Raw genomic sequence first — 16,854 nt, 5'->3', positions numbered from 1 at the left:
CGTTGCGGGGGTGAGGGCTCTCTCCGCGCGCTCACGTCTATCGAATTTGCGGAGGTAGCCCCTCATCCCGACCTTCTCCCCGCGAAGAACGGGGAGAAGGAGAAGACAACCGACATTGTCGCTCTCCCGCAAAACGCGCTATGCCTTGACGCATGCCGCCGCCGCTTGCCCGCATCATTCAGCAGTTGAAGCGCGAACCGTCGCGCACCGGATCGATCGTCATCACCGTATTCGGCGATGCCATCGTGCCGCGCGGCGGCTCGGTCTGGCTCGGCACGCTGCTGGAATTTTTCGAGCAGCTCGACATCGACGCCAGCGTCGTGCGCACCGCGATGTCGCGGCTGACGGCCGACGGCTGGTTCGAGCGCGTTAAAGTTGGCCGCAACAGTTTCTATCGCCTGGTGCAAGGCGAGCGGCAGACCTTCGATATCGCGACCAAACACATTTACGGCCCGCCAGCCTCCGACTGGACCGGGCGATTTGAGCTGCTGCTGATCGGCAATGGCGGAGATCGCGACGCCGCGCGCGAGGCGTTGAAGAACGCTGGCTTCGGCAGTCCGCTGCCGGGCGTATGGGTGGCGCCGTCGGGCGTGCCGGTGCCTGCCGAAGCGGCCGGCGCCATTCGTCTCGAAGTGTCGGCGGAAGACGATAGCGGGCGGCGTCTGCTCAGCGAAAGCTGGCCACTCGATCGCACCGCCGACGCCTATCAGAAATTCATGAAGACCTTCGAGCCGCTGCACGGCTGGCTCGGTCGTGGCGAGCGGCTGACCGAGGCCGACGCGTTCACCGCACGGATCCTCCTGATCCATCATTACCGTCGCGTCGTGCTGCGCGACCCGTTGCTGCCGACCGCGCTCTTGCCCACGGACTGGCCGGGCAGGGCCGCCCGAACGCTCTGTGGCGAGATCTATCGCGCGCTGCTTCCCGCGTCCGAACAATGGCTTGATCGCCATGCCACCAACGAAAACGGACCCCTGCCAAAGCCCGGCGGGGAACTTTCGAAGCGGTTTGACGGGCTGTAGATATGTTACAGAAATGTATTGCATATCGTAATTTGTGTTATATATTTCCTCCCAACAAATTCCGGGAGGTCCGCCATGTACACGCAGGCGCTCAACACGTCCGACGGCGACGACCGCCACATTGAGGACGCCGCGCGGGCTACGCAGTTTCAGGCGCGCATCGACGCCGACGAGCGCATCGAACCCAACGACTGGATGCCGGCCGCCTACCGCAAGACGCTGACGCGGCAGATTTCGCAGCACGCGCATTCCGAAATCGTCGGCATGCTGCCCGAAGGCAACTGGATCACCCGCGCGCCGTCGCTGCGCCGCAAGGCGGCGCTGCTCGCCAAAGTGCAGGATGAATGCGGCCACGGGCTCTACCTCTACGCCGCCGCCGAGACGCTCGGTTCTTCGCGCGAAGAGCTGGTCGACGCGATGCTCGCGGGCAAGGCAAAATATTCCTCGATCTTCAATTATCCGACGCTGACCTGGGCCGACATCGGCACCATCGGCTGGCTGGTCGACGGCGCGGCGATCATGAACCAGATCCCGCTGTGCCGCTGCTCCTATGGTCCTTACGCGCGCGCGATGATCCGCGTCTGCAAGGAGGAATCCTTTCACCAGCGCCAGGGTTTTGAGATCATGCTGACGCTGTGCCGCGGCACCGACGAGCAGAAGGCGATGGCGCAGGATGCACTGAATCGCTGGTGGTGGCCGGTCTTGATGATGTTCGGTCCGCCCGACCAGGTCAGCCAGCACAGCGACACCTCGACCAAGTGGAAGATCAAGCGCTTCTCCAATGACGAGCTACGGCAGAAATTCGTCGACGCCACCGTGCCGCAGGCGCAATTCCTGGGGCTTACGATTCCCGATCCCGGCATGAAGCAGAACGCGAACGGCAATTGGGAATATAGCGCGATCGATTGGGACGAGTTCAAACAGGTGCTGGCAGGCAACGGCCCCTGCAACCGCGACCGTCTGGCGGCGCGGCGCAAGGCGCATGAGGATGGCGCCTGGGTGCGCGAAGCAGCGATGGCCTATGCCGAGAAACGCCGGCAACGGTCGGCGCTGCAGGCAGCCGAATAGGAGAGACGCGATGGCGACGCCGAACATTCCGCTCTGGGAAGTTTTCATCCGCAGCCGCAACGGGCTGGCGCACAAGCATGTTGGCTCGCTGCATGCCACCGACGCCACGCTGGCGCTGCAGGCTGCCCGCGACATCTACACCCGCCGCGGCGAGGGCCTCTCGATCTGGGTGGTGCCGTCGAGCGCCATCACCGCGTCCGACCCGTCCGAGAAAGGCATGATGTTCGAGCCGGCGGAGTCGAAGATCTACCGGCACCCGACGTTTTACGACGTGCCTGACGAAGTCGGGCATATGTGAGACCGTCATTGCGAGCGGAGCGAAGCAATCCATCGCGCCGGCACCGTAAGTGTGGATTGCTTCGTCGCTCCGCTCCTCGCAATGACGGCTGAGCAAGCAGGAACAGAAAATGACCGCAGCCAACATCCAGGTCTCCGAAACGCCGCTGGTGCTCTACACCCTGCGCCGCGCTGACGATGCCTTGATCCTGGGCCATCGGCTGTCGGAATGGTGCGGCCATGCGCCGATGCTGGAAGAGGACATGGCGCTCGCCAATATGGGCCTCGATCTGCTCGGCCAGGCGCGCGAGCTTTATTCCTACGCCGCCAGGGTCGAGGGCAGGGGTAACGACGAGGACAAGTTCGCTTATCTCCGCGACGTCAGGCAGTACCGCAATCTCCTGCTGCTGGAACAGCCGAACGGCGATTTCGCGCGCACCATGGTACGGCAGTTCTTCTACGCAACGTTCGCCGACCTCTATTGGCGCGCGATGATGCGCTCCACCGATGCGACGCTGGCGGCGATTGCGGCGAAATCGGAAAAAGAAAGCGCCTATCACGTCCGCCATTGCTCGGAATGGATCATTCGTCTCGGCGATGGCACCGAAGAAAGCCACCGCCGCACGCAAGCGGCGATCGACGAGCTCTGGGCTTTCACCGGCGAGATGTTTGCCGCCGATGACAGCGAGCGCGGCTTGATCGATGCGGGAATCGCGGTCGATCCGGGGCCGTTACGTCCGCAATGGCTGAAGACTGTATCGGACGTCGTCCGTGAAGCGACGCTCGTTTTGCCCGATAACAACTGGATGCAGCAGGGCGGCCGCAGCGGGCGGCACAGCGAGCATCTCGGCCATCTCCTCAGCGAGTTGCAATCGATGCAACGGACGTTTCCGGGGGCGACATGGTAACGGCTATCCACAGCGACACCGATCTGCGCCGCCGCGCCTGGGAGGCCGCTTCACAGGTGGTCGATCCCGAAATACCGGTGCTTACGATCGCCGATCTCGGCGTGCTGCGTGACGTCGAGGTTCAAGACGGCCGCGTCGAGGTTGCGATTACGCCCACTTACTCCGGCTGTCCGGCGATGAACATGATCGCGCTCGAGATCGAGCTGGCGCTGGAACGCGCCGGAATGCCGCGCCCGACGGTCCGCACCGTGCTGTCGCCTGCCTGGACCACGGACTGGATGAGCGATGACGGCCGCAACAAGCTCAGGGAATACGGCATCGCCCCGCCGCAGGCATCACGCTCGCGCCGCGCGCTGTTCGGTGAACAGCAGGTGGCGTGCCCGCAATGCGGCTCGCAAAATACGGAGCTGCTGTCCGAATTCGGCTCGACCTCTTGCAAGGCGCTGTGGCGCTGCAAGGCCTGCCGTGAACCCTTTGATTATTTCAAGTGTCATTGAGGTCTTCTATGTCGTTATTGCGAGCGAAGCGAAGCAATCCATCTCACCGCCCCGTGGAGGGATGGATTGCTTCGTCGCTTTTGCTCCTCGCAATGACGGTGAGGAGCGTGTGATGTCCGTCGCGCCGCGTTTCCATCGTCTCGCCGTCAACGACCTCCGTCGCGAGGCTGTGGATGCGGTATCGATGACGTTTGCGATCCCGAAGGAGCTGGAAGGCGACTACAGCTTTGCGCCGGGACAATACCTCACTTTGCGTACCACGATGGACGGCGAGGAAGTGCGCCGCTCCTATTCGATCTGCTCAGGGCCTGACGACGGCGAGCTACGCATCGCGGTGAAGAAGGTCGACGGCGGCGCGTTTTCGAACTGGGCAGCGGACGAATTGAAGGCCGGCGACGAACTCGACGTGATGACGCCGACCGGCCGTTTCGGCGTCGCCCCTGCGCCAGATGAGGCGAGGGTCTATGTCGGATTTGCCGCAGGAAGCGGCATCACGCCGATCTTGTCGATCGTCAAGGGCGTGCTGGCGCGCGAACCGAACAGCCGGTTTTTCCTGTTTTACGGCAACCGCACCACGTCAAACATGCTGTTCCTCGAAGAGCTCGAGGAACTGAAAGACCGCTTCATGCAGCGGTTGTCGCTGTTTCATGTCATCTCGGGCGAGGAGCAGGATATACCGATCCTGCATGGCCGGCTCGATGGCGCGAAAGTGCGCGTGCTGCTGCGCTCGCTGGTGCCCGCCTCGAGTGTCGATCATGTCTTCATCTGCGGCCCCATGGGTATGAGCGAGGACATCGAGACCACTTGCCGCGAGATCGGTATTGCCGAGGATCGCATCCATGTCGAGCGCTTTGTCTCGGAGTTCGGTGGCAAGCCGCGCGCGAAGAAGATTGTCGAGCCGTCCGCGCCGCCGAAGGCGATCGCCTCCCTGATCATCGACGGCAAGCGCCGCGAGGTGCCGGTCGCCGAAGGAGAGGCCATTCTCGACGCCGCGTTGCGCGCCGGCATGGATTTGCCGTTCGCCTGCAAGGGCGGCATGTGCTCGACCTGCCGCGCCAAGCTGGTCGAGGGCGAGGCGCAGATGGAAGTCAACTATTCGCTGGAGTCGTGGGAACTGAAGGCGGGATTTATCCTGACCTGCCAGGCGCGGCCGTGCTCGGACAAGGTCGTGGTGGATTACGATCATGTGTGAGCGTCATTCCGGGGCGCGAAGCGAACCCGGAATCTCGAGATTCCGGGTCTGGTGCTGGCGCACCATCCCGGAATGACGGAGCAAGAACTTGGGATCATTGACACCTCAGGTGCTTCGTCCCCAGACTGACCGACTACGCAACGAGGCTTGATAACAAGCCCGGTAACAGGGAGAGAACGTCGTGAAACCGTCTCGCCGAGCGGGCTATCAGCTATGAACGTCGCGCTGTCACCCGACGAGATCGCCCGCGCCTGTGCGGAGGCGATGTGGCGGGAAGACGACGCGAGCAAGGGCCTCGGCATGGAAATTGTCGAGGTCAAGCCGGGGCAGGCGACGCTGACGATGACGGTGCAGCCGCACATGGTCAACGGCCAGCGCATCGCCCATGGCGGCTTCATTTTTCTCCTCGCCGATTCCACCTTCGCCTTTGCCTGTAATTCCCGCAATGAGCGCGCGGTCGCTGCGCAATGCGATATCGCCTTCATCCGCCCGGGCAAGCTCGGCGACGTGCTGGTCGCGACCGCGCGGGAAGTTTCGCGCAACGGTCGCTCCGGAATTTATGACGTCCGCGTCACATCGGGCGATGTCGTGATTGCGGAGTTCCGCGGTCATTCCCGCACCATCGCCGGGACGTGGCTGCCGGCCGCGGACGAAGAGACCAGACAAAGATAGCAAGCGAGAGGAACACGCCATGGCCATGGCAAGATTGAAATCCAGCGGAAGCGGTTACGGCGCTGAATTGGATGAGGCCGAGCGCGCCTCGCGCGACGAGATCATGGCGCTACAGACCAAGCGCCTCGCCTGGTCGCTCCGGCACGCCTACGACAATGTCGCGCATTACAGGAAGGCATTTGACGCGGCCGGCGTGCATCCCTCCGATTTCAAGCAGCTCTCTGATCTCGCGAAATTCCCATTCACGGCGAAGACCGACCTCCGCGACAATTATCCCTTCAACATGTTCGCCGTGCCCCGCGAAAAGCTGGTCCGCGTCCACGCGTCCTCGGGCACAACGGGCAAGCCGATCGTGGTCGGCTATACGCAAGGCGATATCGATATCTGGTCGGAGGTGATGGCGCGCTCGATCCGCGCCGCCGGCGGCCGCACCGGCATGATCATTCACAATGCCTACGGCTACGGCCTGTTCACAGGCGGACTCGGCGTGCACTACGGCGCGGAAAAACTGGGCTGCACCGTGGTGCCGGTCTCCGGCGGCATGACCGAGCGCCAGGTGCAACTGATCAACGATTTCAAGCCCGACATCATTACGGTGACGCCGAGCTACATGCTCGCTATTTCGGACGAGTTCAAGCGGCAGGGGCTCGACCCGCGTCAGTCGTCGTTGAAGTTCGGCATCTTCGGCGCCGAGCCCTGGACCAATGCGATGCGCGCCGAGATCGAGCAGACGTTTGACATGGACGCGACCGACATTTACGGGCTGTCGGAAGTGATCGGCCCCGGCGTGGCGCAGGAATGCGTTGAGACCAAGGACGGCCTGCATATCTGGGAGGATCATTTCTATCCCGAGGTGATCGACCCCGAGACCGGCGTGGTGTTGCCGGACGGCGAGATGGGCGAACTGGTATTCACCTCTTTGACCAAGCAGGGCTTCCCGATCATCCGCTACCGCACCCGTGACCTGACGCGGCTGTTGCCGGGCACCGCGCGCCCGGGCATGCGGCGCATGGAGAAGGTCACTGGCCGCTCCGACGACATGATCATCCTGCGCGGCGTCAACGTGTTCCCGACCCAGATCGAGGAGGCGTTGCTGGCGACCGACTGGTGCGGCGGCCATTTCATCATCGAACTGACGCGCGATGGGCGCATGGACGAGATGACCGTGCTCGCCGAAGCGCGTCCCGAAAGCTGGGACGGCAGCGGGCTGCTCGCGCATGCCGAAAAGGTTGCGCTCTTCATCAAGAACACCATCGGCATCACCGCGCGCATCAAGGCAGTGGCGCCCGAAACGCTGGAACGTTCGCTCGGCAAGGCGAAACGTGTTTACGACAAGCGGCCGAAAGGGTAACTCCTGCTCAGAAGCCGAGCGGGAAATCTCTAATGTCAGTTGCCGAAAATTCCGATGTTGGACCTGTCACAGTGCAGGCCCGCTGCGTCCGCCTGCCAGCAAAAGTCGCCGACGCTGCCTCCCTTGCGCCTGTCATCGAAATGCAGGCGCTGTCGCGTGCCGACAACGAGTTGCTGATCGAGGTCAAGGCGGCGGCGGTCAATCCGTCTGATGTGAAGGCCGCCACCGGGCTTATGCCCTATGCGGTATTTCCGCGCACGCCGGGCCGCGACTATGCGGGTGTTGTCATCGACGGACCGGACGGTTGGATCGGGCGCGAGGTGTTCGGCTCTTCCGGCGATCTCGGTATTCGCCGGGACGGCACGCACGCTACGCATCTCGCGGTCGAAGCCGACGCCGTGGTGGAGAAGCCCAAGGGCATTTCATGGGAAGAGGCGGCCGGCGTCGGCGTGCCCTTCGTCACCGCGATGGAAGGCTTGCGCCGAGCCGGCGTTCCGAAGGCGGGCGAGACCTTGCTGGTCATGGGCGTCAACGGCAAGGTCGGGCAGGCGGCGGTGCAGATCGCGAGCTGGCACGGCGCGCGGGTGATCGGCGTGGTGCGCAAGAACGAGCCCTACGAAGGCCACGCCAATTCAAAGGTAGAAGTCATCGACGCTTCGGCAACCGATGTCGCGGCGCGCGCGCGCGAACTCACCGGCGGCAAGGGCGCCGACATCGTGTTCAACACGGTCGGCGATCCCTATTTCCAGGCCGCACACCAATCGCTGGCGGTGCGCGGGCGGCAGATCCTGATCGCTGCGATCGACCGCATCGTGCAGTTCAATATTTTGGAATTCTATCGCGGCCAGCACACCTATGTCGGCATCGACACCCTCGGCCTGTCGTCAACCGCGACCGGCGCGGTGCTGCGGGAACTCGGCCCCGGCTTCGCCAGCGGGCATCTCAAGCCGTTCCCGATCAAGCCGGCCGCGATCTATCCGCTGGAACAGGCCCGCGCTGCCTTCATCGCGGTCGCCGGCTCGTCGCGCGACCGGGTGATCCTGCGGCCTTGAAGCAGGCATTCGCTGCAGGCGCGGGATTCCCAATTCTTTCATGGGGAATAAATCCGTCGCCCGTCGCCTGCGTGCAATGACTTTATTTCGTCATCGTCGACCTCGATGGGCGATTCATTCTCCGCATCCTTGCGGCGTGGACGCGCGCACGTTTCCAACATATTAGCAACTGCTGAAATGGCTTCCTATTTGAGCGGCAACCGCTGCATCGGCCGCGCGGGAACAGGGAAACACCAGTGCTGGACAGTGCCAATATCGTCGTCATCAGCGGATTGCTGATCGGTCTCGTCTATGGATCGGTCGGATTGTTGAGCGGATTTTGCTTGCTCAGCAGCCTCAGAGGTTTTTGGGCTGAAGGCGATGGCCGGCTGGTGCGCACCTATGCGCTGGCGATCGGCGTCGCGGTGGTCATGACGCAGTTGCTGGCTGCGGGCGGCCTCGTCGATATCGGCAAGTCGATCTATCTGCAGCCGTCATTCTCCGCGCCCGTGATGTTCTTCGGCGGACTGTTGTTCGGTTACGGCATGGTGTTGTCGAACGGCTGCGGCTCGCGCGCGCTGGTGCTGCTCGGGCGCGGCAATCTCCGCTCCTTCGTGGTGGTGGTCGTGCTGGCGATCTTCGCCCAGATGACGCTGAAGGGCCTGATCGCCCCGTCGCGCATCGCGATGGTCGGGGCGTCGCAGACCACGGCCACGGCGAATTCGGTGCCGGCCTTGTTTGCCGCTGCAGGCCTGAGCGCAACAGCCGCGCGCATGCTGGCCGCCTCGGTCATCTCGGCAGCGCTGATCATTTTTGCCTTTGCGCATCCCGCTTTCCGGCGATCGCCGGGCCAGATCGCCGCGGGTCTCGTCATCGGCCTCTTGGTGGCGGCGGGCTGGTTTGCCACCGGCTATCTCGGCGCTGACGATTTCAATCCCACGCCGGTGACCTCGCTCACCTTCATCGCGCCGATCGCGGACGCCCTTCAATATGTCATGCTCTCGACGGGCTCGACGCTCAATTTCGGCATCGTCACCGTGTTCGGCGTGTTCGCCGGCAGCCTCGTGACGGCGTTGTTGACTGGATGCTTTCAGCTCGAAGGCTATCAGTCGCCGCGTCACATGCTGCGCTCCGGCAGTGGTGCCGCGCTGATGGGCATCGGTGGCGTCATGGCGTTCGGCTGCTCGATCGGGCAGGGGTTGACGGGATTTTCCACGCTGGCGCTTGCTTCGCTGATTGCCTTCGCCGGCATCCTCGTCGGCACCGCCGCTGGTCTCCGCGGCGCGCTGCGGGTTCGGCCGCTGGCGGCCGCTTGATTCTTCTCCCCGCCCCGCTCTTCGCGGGGAGAGGTTACTTCGTCACTCCGCCGCCCTCGTCACGATCCGTATCTTCGACGTCAGCGTCCGGTGCACTGGGCACTTGTCCGCAATCTCCATCAGCCGCGTGCGCTGATTGGCGTCGAGTGCGCCTTCAATCGAGATCACCCGGTCGATCTGATCCAGCATGCCCTCGCGCGTCTCGCATTCGGCGCAATCCGTTGCGTGAATCTTGCTGTGCTTCAGCGTCACGGTGACGCGGTCCAGCGGCAGCGATTTGCGATCGGCATACATCCGCATCGTCATCGACGTGCAGGCGCCAAGGCCTGCGAGCAGGAAATCATACGGTCCCGGCCCGCTGTCCTGGCCGCCTGCGGCAACGGGCTCATCCGCCACCATCTGATGGGGACCTGTGGCGACGATCTGCTGGAATTTGCTGTTGCGGGTTTCACGCACCACGACGTGGCGCGGCGCCTCGCTCGCGGCAGAAGCAGGCTGCGCCGCGGCGGGCTCGATATAGCGCTCGGCCCACGCGGCGATGACGTCGGCGACATAGGCGCCGTCCCGTTTGGCGCTCAGCAGATGATCCGCGCCCGACAGCGACACGAAGCTCTTGGGATGTTTGGCGGCAACGAAAATCTTCGTGGCATTGTCGATGCCGACCGTGTCATCGGTCGGCGAATGCATGATCAGCAGCGCCTTGTGAAGTTTTGCGATCTGCGCCGCCAGGCTATGTTCGGCGATGTCGTCGAGGAACTCGCGCTTGATGTGAAACGGCCGCCCGGCGAGCTGGACCTCCACCGTGCCGTGCGTGCGGATGTCGTCGAGGCGATCCTTGAAGAGATGCGTGACATGCACGGGATCGGAGGGGGCGGCAATCGTAACGACCGCCTTCGCCTCCGGGATTTGTCCGGCGGCAGCGAGGATCGCGGCGCCACCCAGGCTATGGCCGATCAGGATCGCGGGCGCCGTGCGGGTCTCGCGCAAATGATCGGCGGCGTGGACGAGATCGGCAACGTTCGAGAAGAAGGTCGAGTTGGCGAATTCGCCCTCGCTGGAGCCGAGCCCGGTGAAATCAAACCGCAACACCGCGATGCCTTTTGCGGTGAGCGCCGTCGCAATGCGTTTCGCGGCCAGCACGTCCTTGCCGCAGGTGAAGCAATGCGCAAACAGCGCGTAGGCCTGCACCGGTCCGTCCGGCATATCGAGGGCAGCGGCAAGCTGATGGCCGCCTTCGCCGGTGAATTGAAAGCGCTCGCTCGGCATGGCTGTTCTCCCTCCGACTTGGCTTCAATCGCCTGAATAGCGCTGCTCGGCCCACGGATCGCCGCGGTTGTGATAGCCGCGTACTTCCCAATAGCCCGGCTCATTCTCATCGGTCATGTGAAGGGCCCCTCATCGGCAAGCGCGCCTGGTTTACTTCGGCGCCCTCGGATCGATCGGCGTCGTGCCGCGCACGCCCAGAATATCCTCCAGCACCTTGGCTCCGGCGAGCAATTGCCCCTCGCCGCGCGGCGGCGCGACCACCTGCAGCCCAACCGGAAGGCCCGAGGCCGTGAAGCCGCACGGCAACGACAGAGCGGGGCAGCACACCAGCGTGATCGCGTAGACGATGCCGAGCCATTCGACGTAATTGTCGAACTTCTTGCCGGCGCATTCGGCGACGTAGCGGTTCTCGACCGGGAAGGGCGGCACGATCGTGGCGGGGGCGAGCAATAGATCGTATTTTTCGAAAAATTCCAGCGTGCGCGCGGTCATCGCGACGCGCTGCGCCTCGGCGCGTTCGAGCTGCTCGACCGTCAGCTTCAGGCCTTCCTCGATATTCCAGATCACCTCGGGCTTGAGCAGGTCGCGTTTCGTGCGCAGCAGCGCCGCCTTGGAAAGCGCGAAGTCGAACGCCCGCAGCACATGGAAGCATTCATGGGCCTCGCGCAAATCGGGATGGGCCTCTTCGACGATGACCCCTAGCTCCGCAAAGCGCTGCGCCGCCTTGCGGGTGACGGCGGCGACTTCCGCGTCGACCGGCGTGATGCCGAGATCAGGCGAATAGGCAACGCGCTTCGGCTTGCTGCCAGAACGCGCGGCGGACAGAAACGATGTCGGCAACACAGGCAGCGACAAGGGGTCGGCCGGATGCTCGCCGCTCATGGCGTCGAGCAAAAGCGCGACGTCTTCGACATTGCGTGCCATAGGGCCCTGGACGCCGAGATTGCGATCGATGGCAGCGATTGGCGTATGCGCGACGCGGCCGATGCTCGGCCGCAATCCGACGATGCCGCAGAAGCTCGCGGGATTGCGTAAGCTACCGCCCATGTCGGAGCCGTGCGCCAGCCAGGCCGTACCGGTCGCGAGCGCGACCGCCGCGCCGCCCGAGGAGCCGGCGGCGGAGCGTGACGTGTCGAAAGGGTTGCGCGTCGGGCCGAACACTTCGTTGAAGGTGTTGGCGCCGGCACCGAATTCCGGCGTGTTCGACTTGGCGTAGATCACGCCGCCATTGTTTTCGAGATGCTCGACCAGAATATCCGACTTCGCCGGAATGTTGTCCCTGTAGATCGGCGAGCCCTGCGTGGTCAGGACGCCGGCGACATTGGTGAGGTCCTTGATCGGGATCGGAAGACCGGCGAGCAGGCCGCGTTCGGCGACGGGCTTCTGCATCAGAGCGGTGGCGTGCTTGCGGGCGCGGTCGAAGCACAGCGTCGGCAGCGCATTGACCTTGCCGTCGACCTCGGCGATGCGCCTTTCCAGCACGTCGAGCAGGTCGAGCGGGGTGACTTCGCCCGATTTCAGCTTGCCGACAACGGCAACCGCCGTCTCACGCACCAGCCCCTGATCAGCCACTTCGATACTCCTGCGTCAGTTTCTCGATCGCAGATCGTGCTGTAGAACATTTTCCGGCAAAGTGGAAACGCATGGAAGTCGTGGCCGACTGGAGATATTTGCATGACGGCCTAGGCCGTCATTGCGAGCGAAGCGAAGCAATCCATAGCTCCACAAGCGGAGACGTGGATTGCTTCGTCGCTTCGCTCCTCGCAATGACGGTGCAGCGCGACCTAACCCCATCCCGCCGTATAGCCGCCATCCACGGTGTAAATCACCCCCGACGTATATCCGGAGCGATCCGACGCCAGGAACGCCATGAGGTCGCCGATCTCGCGCGCATGCGCGGGGCGGCCGAGCGGCATGTTCTTCTGGAATTCCTTGTAGCGGTTCTCGTCGCCAAACTGGTTCTTCGCCCGCGTCTTCAGGAGCGTCACATGGCGGTCAGTGCCGACGGGGCCGGGATTGATGCCGACCACGCGGATATTGTCGGCGAGGCTTTTTCCCCCGAGCGCGCGGGTGAATGCCATCAGCGCCGCGTTGCCGGCGCTGCCGCAGATGTAATTGGCGTCGAATTTTTCTCCGGCAGCGCCAATGTCGTTGACGATGACGCCGCCGCCACGCACTTTCATCTGTGCGTAGATCGCGCGGGTGAGATTGATGTAGCCGAACACCTTCAGCTCCCAGGCGTGGCGCCATGTCGCCTCGTCGATCTTGTCGATCGAGCCGCCGGGGATGTCGCCGGCATTGTTGACGAGAATGTCGATATCGGCGGCTTCCTTGGCGAGCCTTGCGATGTCCTCGCCCTTGCGCAGGTCGACGACATGGGCGGTCGCGCCGATCTGGTGCGCCGAGCGCAGCCGCTCGGTCAGCGCTTGCAACTGCTCGCCGCTGCGGGCGGCCAGCATGACGTCGCAGCCTTCTTCGGCAAAGGCTTCGGCCGCGGCCGCGCCGATGCCCTTGGAGGCGCCGGTGATCAGGACGCGCTTGCCGCGGAGATGCAGGTCCATGGGATTCTCGTGTGGTGAGAGGAGGGTGGAAGACGGTCAGCGAAATTGGTAAGCGGCGGGCGCCGTCTCGGTCAACATTGCAGTGCAGCGTTGCGCGGCAGGCAGGATTGGCCCATTGCAAGACAATCGAATAACCGGCATTAGCGGCCGGGCAAGACAACAAGGAAACTCTCGATGAGCAGCGCCAAAAAGCAATACCGGATCGCGGTCATTCCCGGTGACGGCATCGGCAAGGAAGTGATCCCCGAAGGCCTGCGCGTGCTGGAGGCGGCGGCGAAAAAACACGGCGTTTCCGTGCATTTCGATCATTTCGATTTCGCGTCCTGGGACTATTACGAAAAGCACGGCGAGATGATGCCGGAGGACTGGAAGGTTAGAATCGGCAAGCATGATGCGATCTATTTCGGCGCGGTCGGCTGGCCCGCGAAAATCCCCGATCACGTTTCGCTGTGGGGCTCGCTGATCAAGTTCCGGCGCGAGTTCGACCAGTATGTCAATCTGCGCCCGGTGCGGCTGATGCCCGGCGTGCCGTCGCCGCTCGCCAACCGCAAGCCTGGCGATATCGATTTCTGGGTGGTGCGCGAGAACACCGAGGGCGAGTATTCCTCCGTCGGCGGCCGCATGTTCCCCGATACGGACCGTGAATTCGTCACGCAGCAGACCGTGATGACGCGCACTGGCGTCGACCGCATCCTGAGATTCGCGTTCGATCTGGCGCAATCGCGGCCGAAAAAGCATCTGACCTCGGCGACCAAGTCCAACGGCATCTCGATCACGATGCCCTATTGGGACGAGCGCGTGGAAGCGATGGCGAAGAAATATCCAGGCGTGAAGTGGGACAAGTACCACATCGATATCTTGACCGCGAATTTCGTGCTGCATCCGGACTGGTTCGACGTCGTGGTCGGCTCCAATCTGTTCGGCGACATTCTCTCCGATCTCGGCCCGGCCTGCACCGGCACCATCGGCATCGCGCCATCCGGTAACATCAATCCGGAAGGTAATTTCCCGTCGGTGTTCGAGCCGGTGCATGGCTCGGCGCCAGATATTGCCGGGCAGGGGATTGCCAACCCCATCGGCATGATCTGGTCGGGTGCGATGATGCTGGAGCATCTCGGCGAGAAGCAGGCGGCGGAGTCCATCGTCGGCGCCATCGAGCGCACGCTGGGCGAGCGCACCCTGCGCACGCGCGATCTCGGCGGCAACGCGGATACGGTGGCGTGCGGCAAAGCGGTCGCGGAGATGGTGGATTGATTTCGCAGGGTGGGCTAAGCGAAGCGTGCCCACCGTTCGGCGTGATGGTTGGTCGATAGATGGTGGGCACGGCGCAAGAGCGCCTTTGCCCACCCTACCAATCTGCCGTCGTCCCTGCGAACGCAGGGACCCATAACCACAGCCGTTCGTTATTTGTATCGGCTGTTGCTCCAGCACGGCGCCACATAGCCATCGGTGGTTATGGGTCCCGGGTCGCGCTTCGCTTGCCCGGGACGACGGAGCGAGTTCACTTTCTCACAATCCTTCGGCAGTGCTCCCACGCCGCGCGCATCAGGTTCTCGCTCGCTTCCGGCGTGCGGAACGCCGAATGCGCCGACAGCGTCACGTTCGACAGTTTGGTCAGCGGATGATCCGCCGGCAGCGGTTCGATATTGAAGACGTCGAGGCCGGCATGGCGGATCTGGCCCGATTTCAGCGCCTCGATCATCGCTTCCTCGTCGACGATGGCGCCGCGCGCGGTGTTGATCAGGATGACGCCGGGCTTCATCGCCTCGATGCAGGCGCGCGAGATCAATCCACGCGTTTCGTCGTTGAGCAGGAGGTGGATCGAGACGACGTCGCTCTCGGTCAAGAGTTCGTCGAGATCGACGAACTCGACTTTCGGATGCTTCTTCGGCGATCGGTTCCAGGCGACGACGCGCATGCCCGAGCCGATCGCGATCCGCGCCACTTCCGCGGCGATGCCGCCAAAGCCGATCAGGCCGAGCGTCTTGCCGGTCAGTTGCATGCCGTCGTCGCGCAGCCAATTGCCGGCGCGGATACCGCGATCCATTTTCGCAAGTCCGCGCGCGCCTTCCCACATCAGCGCAACAGCGCATTCGGCGACCGCGGTGTCGCCATAGCCCTTGATCAGGTGCACCTGGATCCCGAGTTCGGCGAGCTCTTCCGGATTCATGTAGCTGCGTGCGCCGGTGCCGAGAAACACCACGTGCTTCAGTCCCGTGCATTTCTTCGCGATATCGGTCGGCAGCGCGGTGTGATCGACGATCGCGATCTCGGCGCCGTCGAGGATCCCAGGATATTGATCCGAGGTGATATCGGGATCCCGGTGGATCAGCACCTCGGGATCGCCGGGGTTCTGAAGCCGCTCAAAGATCACGGCCAGCGATTCATTGGCGTCGACGAAAACTCCGCGCACGGCATTCCCCCGTTTTCTTGGTTTGATATCAGGACGCGACGCCGGCCAGCGCCAGCACGGTATGCATCAGCACGTTGGCGCCCGCCGCGCAATCGGCTTGCGTGGCGTCCTCGAGCTCGTTGTGGCTGATGCCGTCCTTGCAGGGCACGAACACCATGGCGGCCGGCATCACGGTGTTGAGGTTGCAGGCATCATGGCCGGCACCGGAGGTGATGCGGCGATGCGAATAGCCGAGCATTTTTGCGGCGTTCTCCACCGCGTCCACCAGCTTGGGATCGAAATGGGTCGGCGGCTTGCGCCAGATCAGGTCGAACTGGACATCGACCTTGCGCCGCGCCGCGATCTCGGCGATCGCCGCGCGCAAATCCGTGTCCAGCGCGTCCATGATGGCAGCATCGGCGCTGCGGCAATCCACCGTGAAGGCGATCTCGCCGGGAATGACGTTACGCGAGGGATTGGCGATCACGGCTTCGCCGACGGTTCCAACGGCCTTCGGCCCGTGCTTCTTGGCGATTGCTTCCATCGCCAGCACGATTTCCGACAGCGTCGCCAGCGCGTCGCGGCGCAGCGGCATCGGCGTCGAGCCGGCATGGCTCTCGAAGCCGGTGATCTTGCCGTCATACCATAGAACTCCCTGCCCGGAATCGACCACGCCGATGGTCTTGTTCTCGGCCTCCAGGATCGGCCCCTGTTCGATATGCAGCTCGACGAAGCCAGAGAATTTTTGGCGACCCACCGGCGCGTCACCGCGATAGCCGATGCTATCAAGCGCCTCCGCCACCGTGACGCCCTCGGCGTCCTTGCGCGACAGAATGTCGTCGGTGGTGAAATCGCCGACGTATGCGGCGGAAGCCATCATCGCCGGCGCGAACCGCGAGCCTTCCTCGTTGGTCCAGTTGCAGATGCAGATCGGCGTTTCGGTCTCGATGCCCGCATCGTTGAGCGTACGAACCACTTCCAGCGCCGCCAGCGTGCCGAGCACGCCGTCATATTTTCCGCCGGTCGGTTGGGTGTCGAGATGCGAGCCGAGCCCGACCGGCGCTTTCGACATGTCGCGTCCCTTGCGCAGGCCGAACATCGAGCCGAGCGCATCGACATGCACTTCGAGCCCGGCGGCCTCGCACCGCTCGCGGAACCAGTCGCGTACCTGCTTGTCTTCAGGCCCGAGCGTCAGCCGCCGCACGCCGCCTTTCGGTGTCGCGCCGAATTTGGCGGTTTCGTGAATCGTGCCCCACAGGCGGGCAGAATCGATTTGCAGGTTGGAAGCGATCTTGGTCATGC

The 16,854-nt window shown here is 63.5% G+C and carries 16 protein-coding genes and 1 pseudogene; 11 read left to right on the top strand and 6 right to left on the bottom strand.

The annotated features are described in order from the left end of the window. Nucleotides 1-152 precede the first annotated feature (152 nt). The 10 genes from paaX (at nt 153) to V1278_RS29090 (ending at nt 9,333) form a co-directional block, all read left to right on the top strand. The gene (gene paaX, locus V1278_RS29135) at nt 153-1,022 is read left to right on the top strand and encodes a phenylacetic acid degradation operon negative regulatory protein PaaX (protein WP_334367741.1); all 870 of its coding nucleotides are present in this window, start codon (nt 153-155) and stop codon (nt 1,020-1,022) included. Nucleotides 1,023-1,097: 75 nt separating this feature from the next. Then, nucleotides 1,098-2,090: a 1,2-phenylacetyl-CoA epoxidase subunit PaaA gene (paaA, locus tag V1278_RS29130; RefSeq protein ID WP_334376618.1), complete on the top strand. Its 993-nt coding sequence runs from the start codon at nt 1,098-1,100 to the stop codon at nt 2,088-2,090. A gap of 10 nt (nt 2,091-2,100) precedes the next feature. Next, complete coding sequence (gene paaB, locus V1278_RS29125; protein ID WP_057844448.1) at nt 2,101-2,388, top strand: 1,2-phenylacetyl-CoA epoxidase subunit PaaB; 288 nt, start codon at nt 2,101-2,103, stop codon at nt 2,386-2,388. A gap of 109 nt (nt 2,389-2,497) precedes the next feature. Next, a complete protein-coding gene (gene paaC, locus V1278_RS29120) occupies nt 2,498-3,274 on the top strand; it encodes a 1,2-phenylacetyl-CoA epoxidase subunit PaaC (RefSeq protein WP_334383066.1) in 777 nt (258 codons plus the stop codon). Continuing rightward, complete coding sequence (paaD, locus tag V1278_RS29115; RefSeq protein ID WP_334383065.1) at nt 3,268-3,771, top strand: 1,2-phenylacetyl-CoA epoxidase subunit PaaD; 504 nt, start codon at nt 3,268-3,270, stop codon at nt 3,769-3,771. The genes paaC and paaD overlap by 7 nt, the downstream gene beginning before the upstream one ends. A gap of 112 nt (nt 3,772-3,883) precedes the next feature. Next, nucleotides 3,884-4,963 carry a 1,2-phenylacetyl-CoA epoxidase subunit PaaE gene (gene paaE, locus V1278_RS29110; protein WP_334383064.1) on the top strand — a complete coding sequence of 360 codons (1,080 nt, stop codon included), beginning with the start codon at nt 3,884-3,886 and terminating at the stop codon, nt 4,961-4,963. Between the two features lie 213 nt (nt 4,964-5,176). Then, complete coding sequence (gene paaI, locus V1278_RS29105) at nt 5,177-5,635, top strand: hydroxyphenylacetyl-CoA thioesterase PaaI (RefSeq protein WP_334383063.1); 459 nt, start codon at nt 5,177-5,179, stop codon at nt 5,633-5,635. 19 nt (nt 5,636-5,654) lie between these two features. Next, entirely contained in the window at nt 5,655-6,986 is a 1,332-nt protein-coding gene (paaK, locus tag V1278_RS29100) for a phenylacetate--CoA ligase PaaK (RefSeq protein ID WP_334383062.1), read from the top strand. Nucleotides 6,987-7,018: 32 nt separating this feature from the next. Continuing rightward, nucleotides 7,019-8,038, top strand: coding sequence for a quinone oxidoreductase family protein (locus V1278_RS29095; protein WP_334367748.1), 1,020 nt, complete (start codon nt 7,019-7,021; stop codon nt 8,036-8,038). A gap of 236 nt (nt 8,039-8,274) precedes the next feature. Then, nucleotides 8,275-9,333 (top strand): YeeE/YedE family protein, encoded by a 1,059-nt coding sequence (locus tag V1278_RS29090; protein ID WP_334383061.1) that lies wholly within the window; start codon nt 8,275-8,277, stop codon nt 9,331-9,333. A 42-nt stretch (nt 9,334-9,375) separates the two neighbouring features. Here V1278_RS29090 and V1278_RS29085 read toward each other — a convergent pair whose 3' ends face one another. From V1278_RS29085 to V1278_RS29070, 4 genes and pseudogenes are all read right to left on the bottom strand, one after another. After that, nucleotides 9,376-10,599 (bottom strand): bifunctional alpha/beta hydrolase/OsmC family protein, encoded by a 1,224-nt coding sequence (locus V1278_RS29085; RefSeq protein WP_334383060.1) that lies wholly within the window; start codon nt 10,597-10,599, stop codon nt 9,376-9,378. A 24-nt stretch (nt 10,600-10,623) separates the two neighbouring features. Beyond that, nucleotides 10,624-10,704 (bottom strand): annotated as a pseudogene (locus tag V1278_RS29080) (sulfite oxidase-like oxidoreductase); the annotation flags it as partial. A gap of 45 nt (nt 10,705-10,749) precedes the next feature. Then, a complete protein-coding gene (locus V1278_RS29075) occupies nt 10,750-12,171 on the bottom strand; it encodes an amidase (RefSeq protein WP_334383059.1) in 1,422 nt (473 codons plus the stop codon). A gap of 212 nt (nt 12,172-12,383) precedes the next feature. Next, nucleotides 12,384-13,160 carry an SDR family oxidoreductase gene (locus V1278_RS29070; protein ID WP_334383058.1) on the bottom strand — a complete coding sequence of 259 codons (777 nt, stop codon included), beginning with the start codon at nt 13,158-13,160 and terminating at the stop codon, nt 12,384-12,386. A 174-nt stretch (nt 13,161-13,334) separates the two neighbouring features. On the opposite strand from V1278_RS29070, the gene V1278_RS29065 reads away from it, so the two are divergent. Then, entirely contained in the window at nt 13,335-14,414 is a 1,080-nt protein-coding gene (locus tag V1278_RS29065; RefSeq protein ID WP_334383057.1) for a tartrate dehydrogenase, read from the top strand. 247 nt (nt 14,415-14,661) lie between these two features. Here the strand turns inward: V1278_RS29065 and V1278_RS29060 are convergent, their stop codons facing one another. Together V1278_RS29060 and V1278_RS29055 are read right to left on the bottom strand one after the other, a co-directional pair. Continuing rightward, the gene (locus V1278_RS29060) at nt 14,662-15,573 is read right to left on the bottom strand and encodes an NAD(P)-dependent oxidoreductase (RefSeq protein ID WP_334367754.1); all 912 of its coding nucleotides are present in this window, start codon (nt 15,571-15,573) and stop codon (nt 14,662-14,664) included. A 28-nt stretch (nt 15,574-15,601) separates the two neighbouring features. Beyond that, nucleotides 15,602-16,852 (bottom strand): Zn-dependent hydrolase, encoded by a 1,251-nt coding sequence (locus V1278_RS29055; protein WP_334383056.1) that lies wholly within the window; start codon nt 16,850-16,852, stop codon nt 15,602-15,604. Between the last annotated feature and the right edge of the window lie 2 nt (nt 16,853-16,854).

The organism is Bradyrhizobium sp. AZCC 1577 (assembly GCF_036924575.1).
In the GTDB taxonomy this organism is placed as follows: Bacteria; Pseudomonadota; Alphaproteobacteria; order Rhizobiales; family Xanthobacteraceae; genus Bradyrhizobium.
Note: the sequence above shows the minus strand (reverse complement) of the source record. Positions and strands in the feature narration are given on the sequence as shown.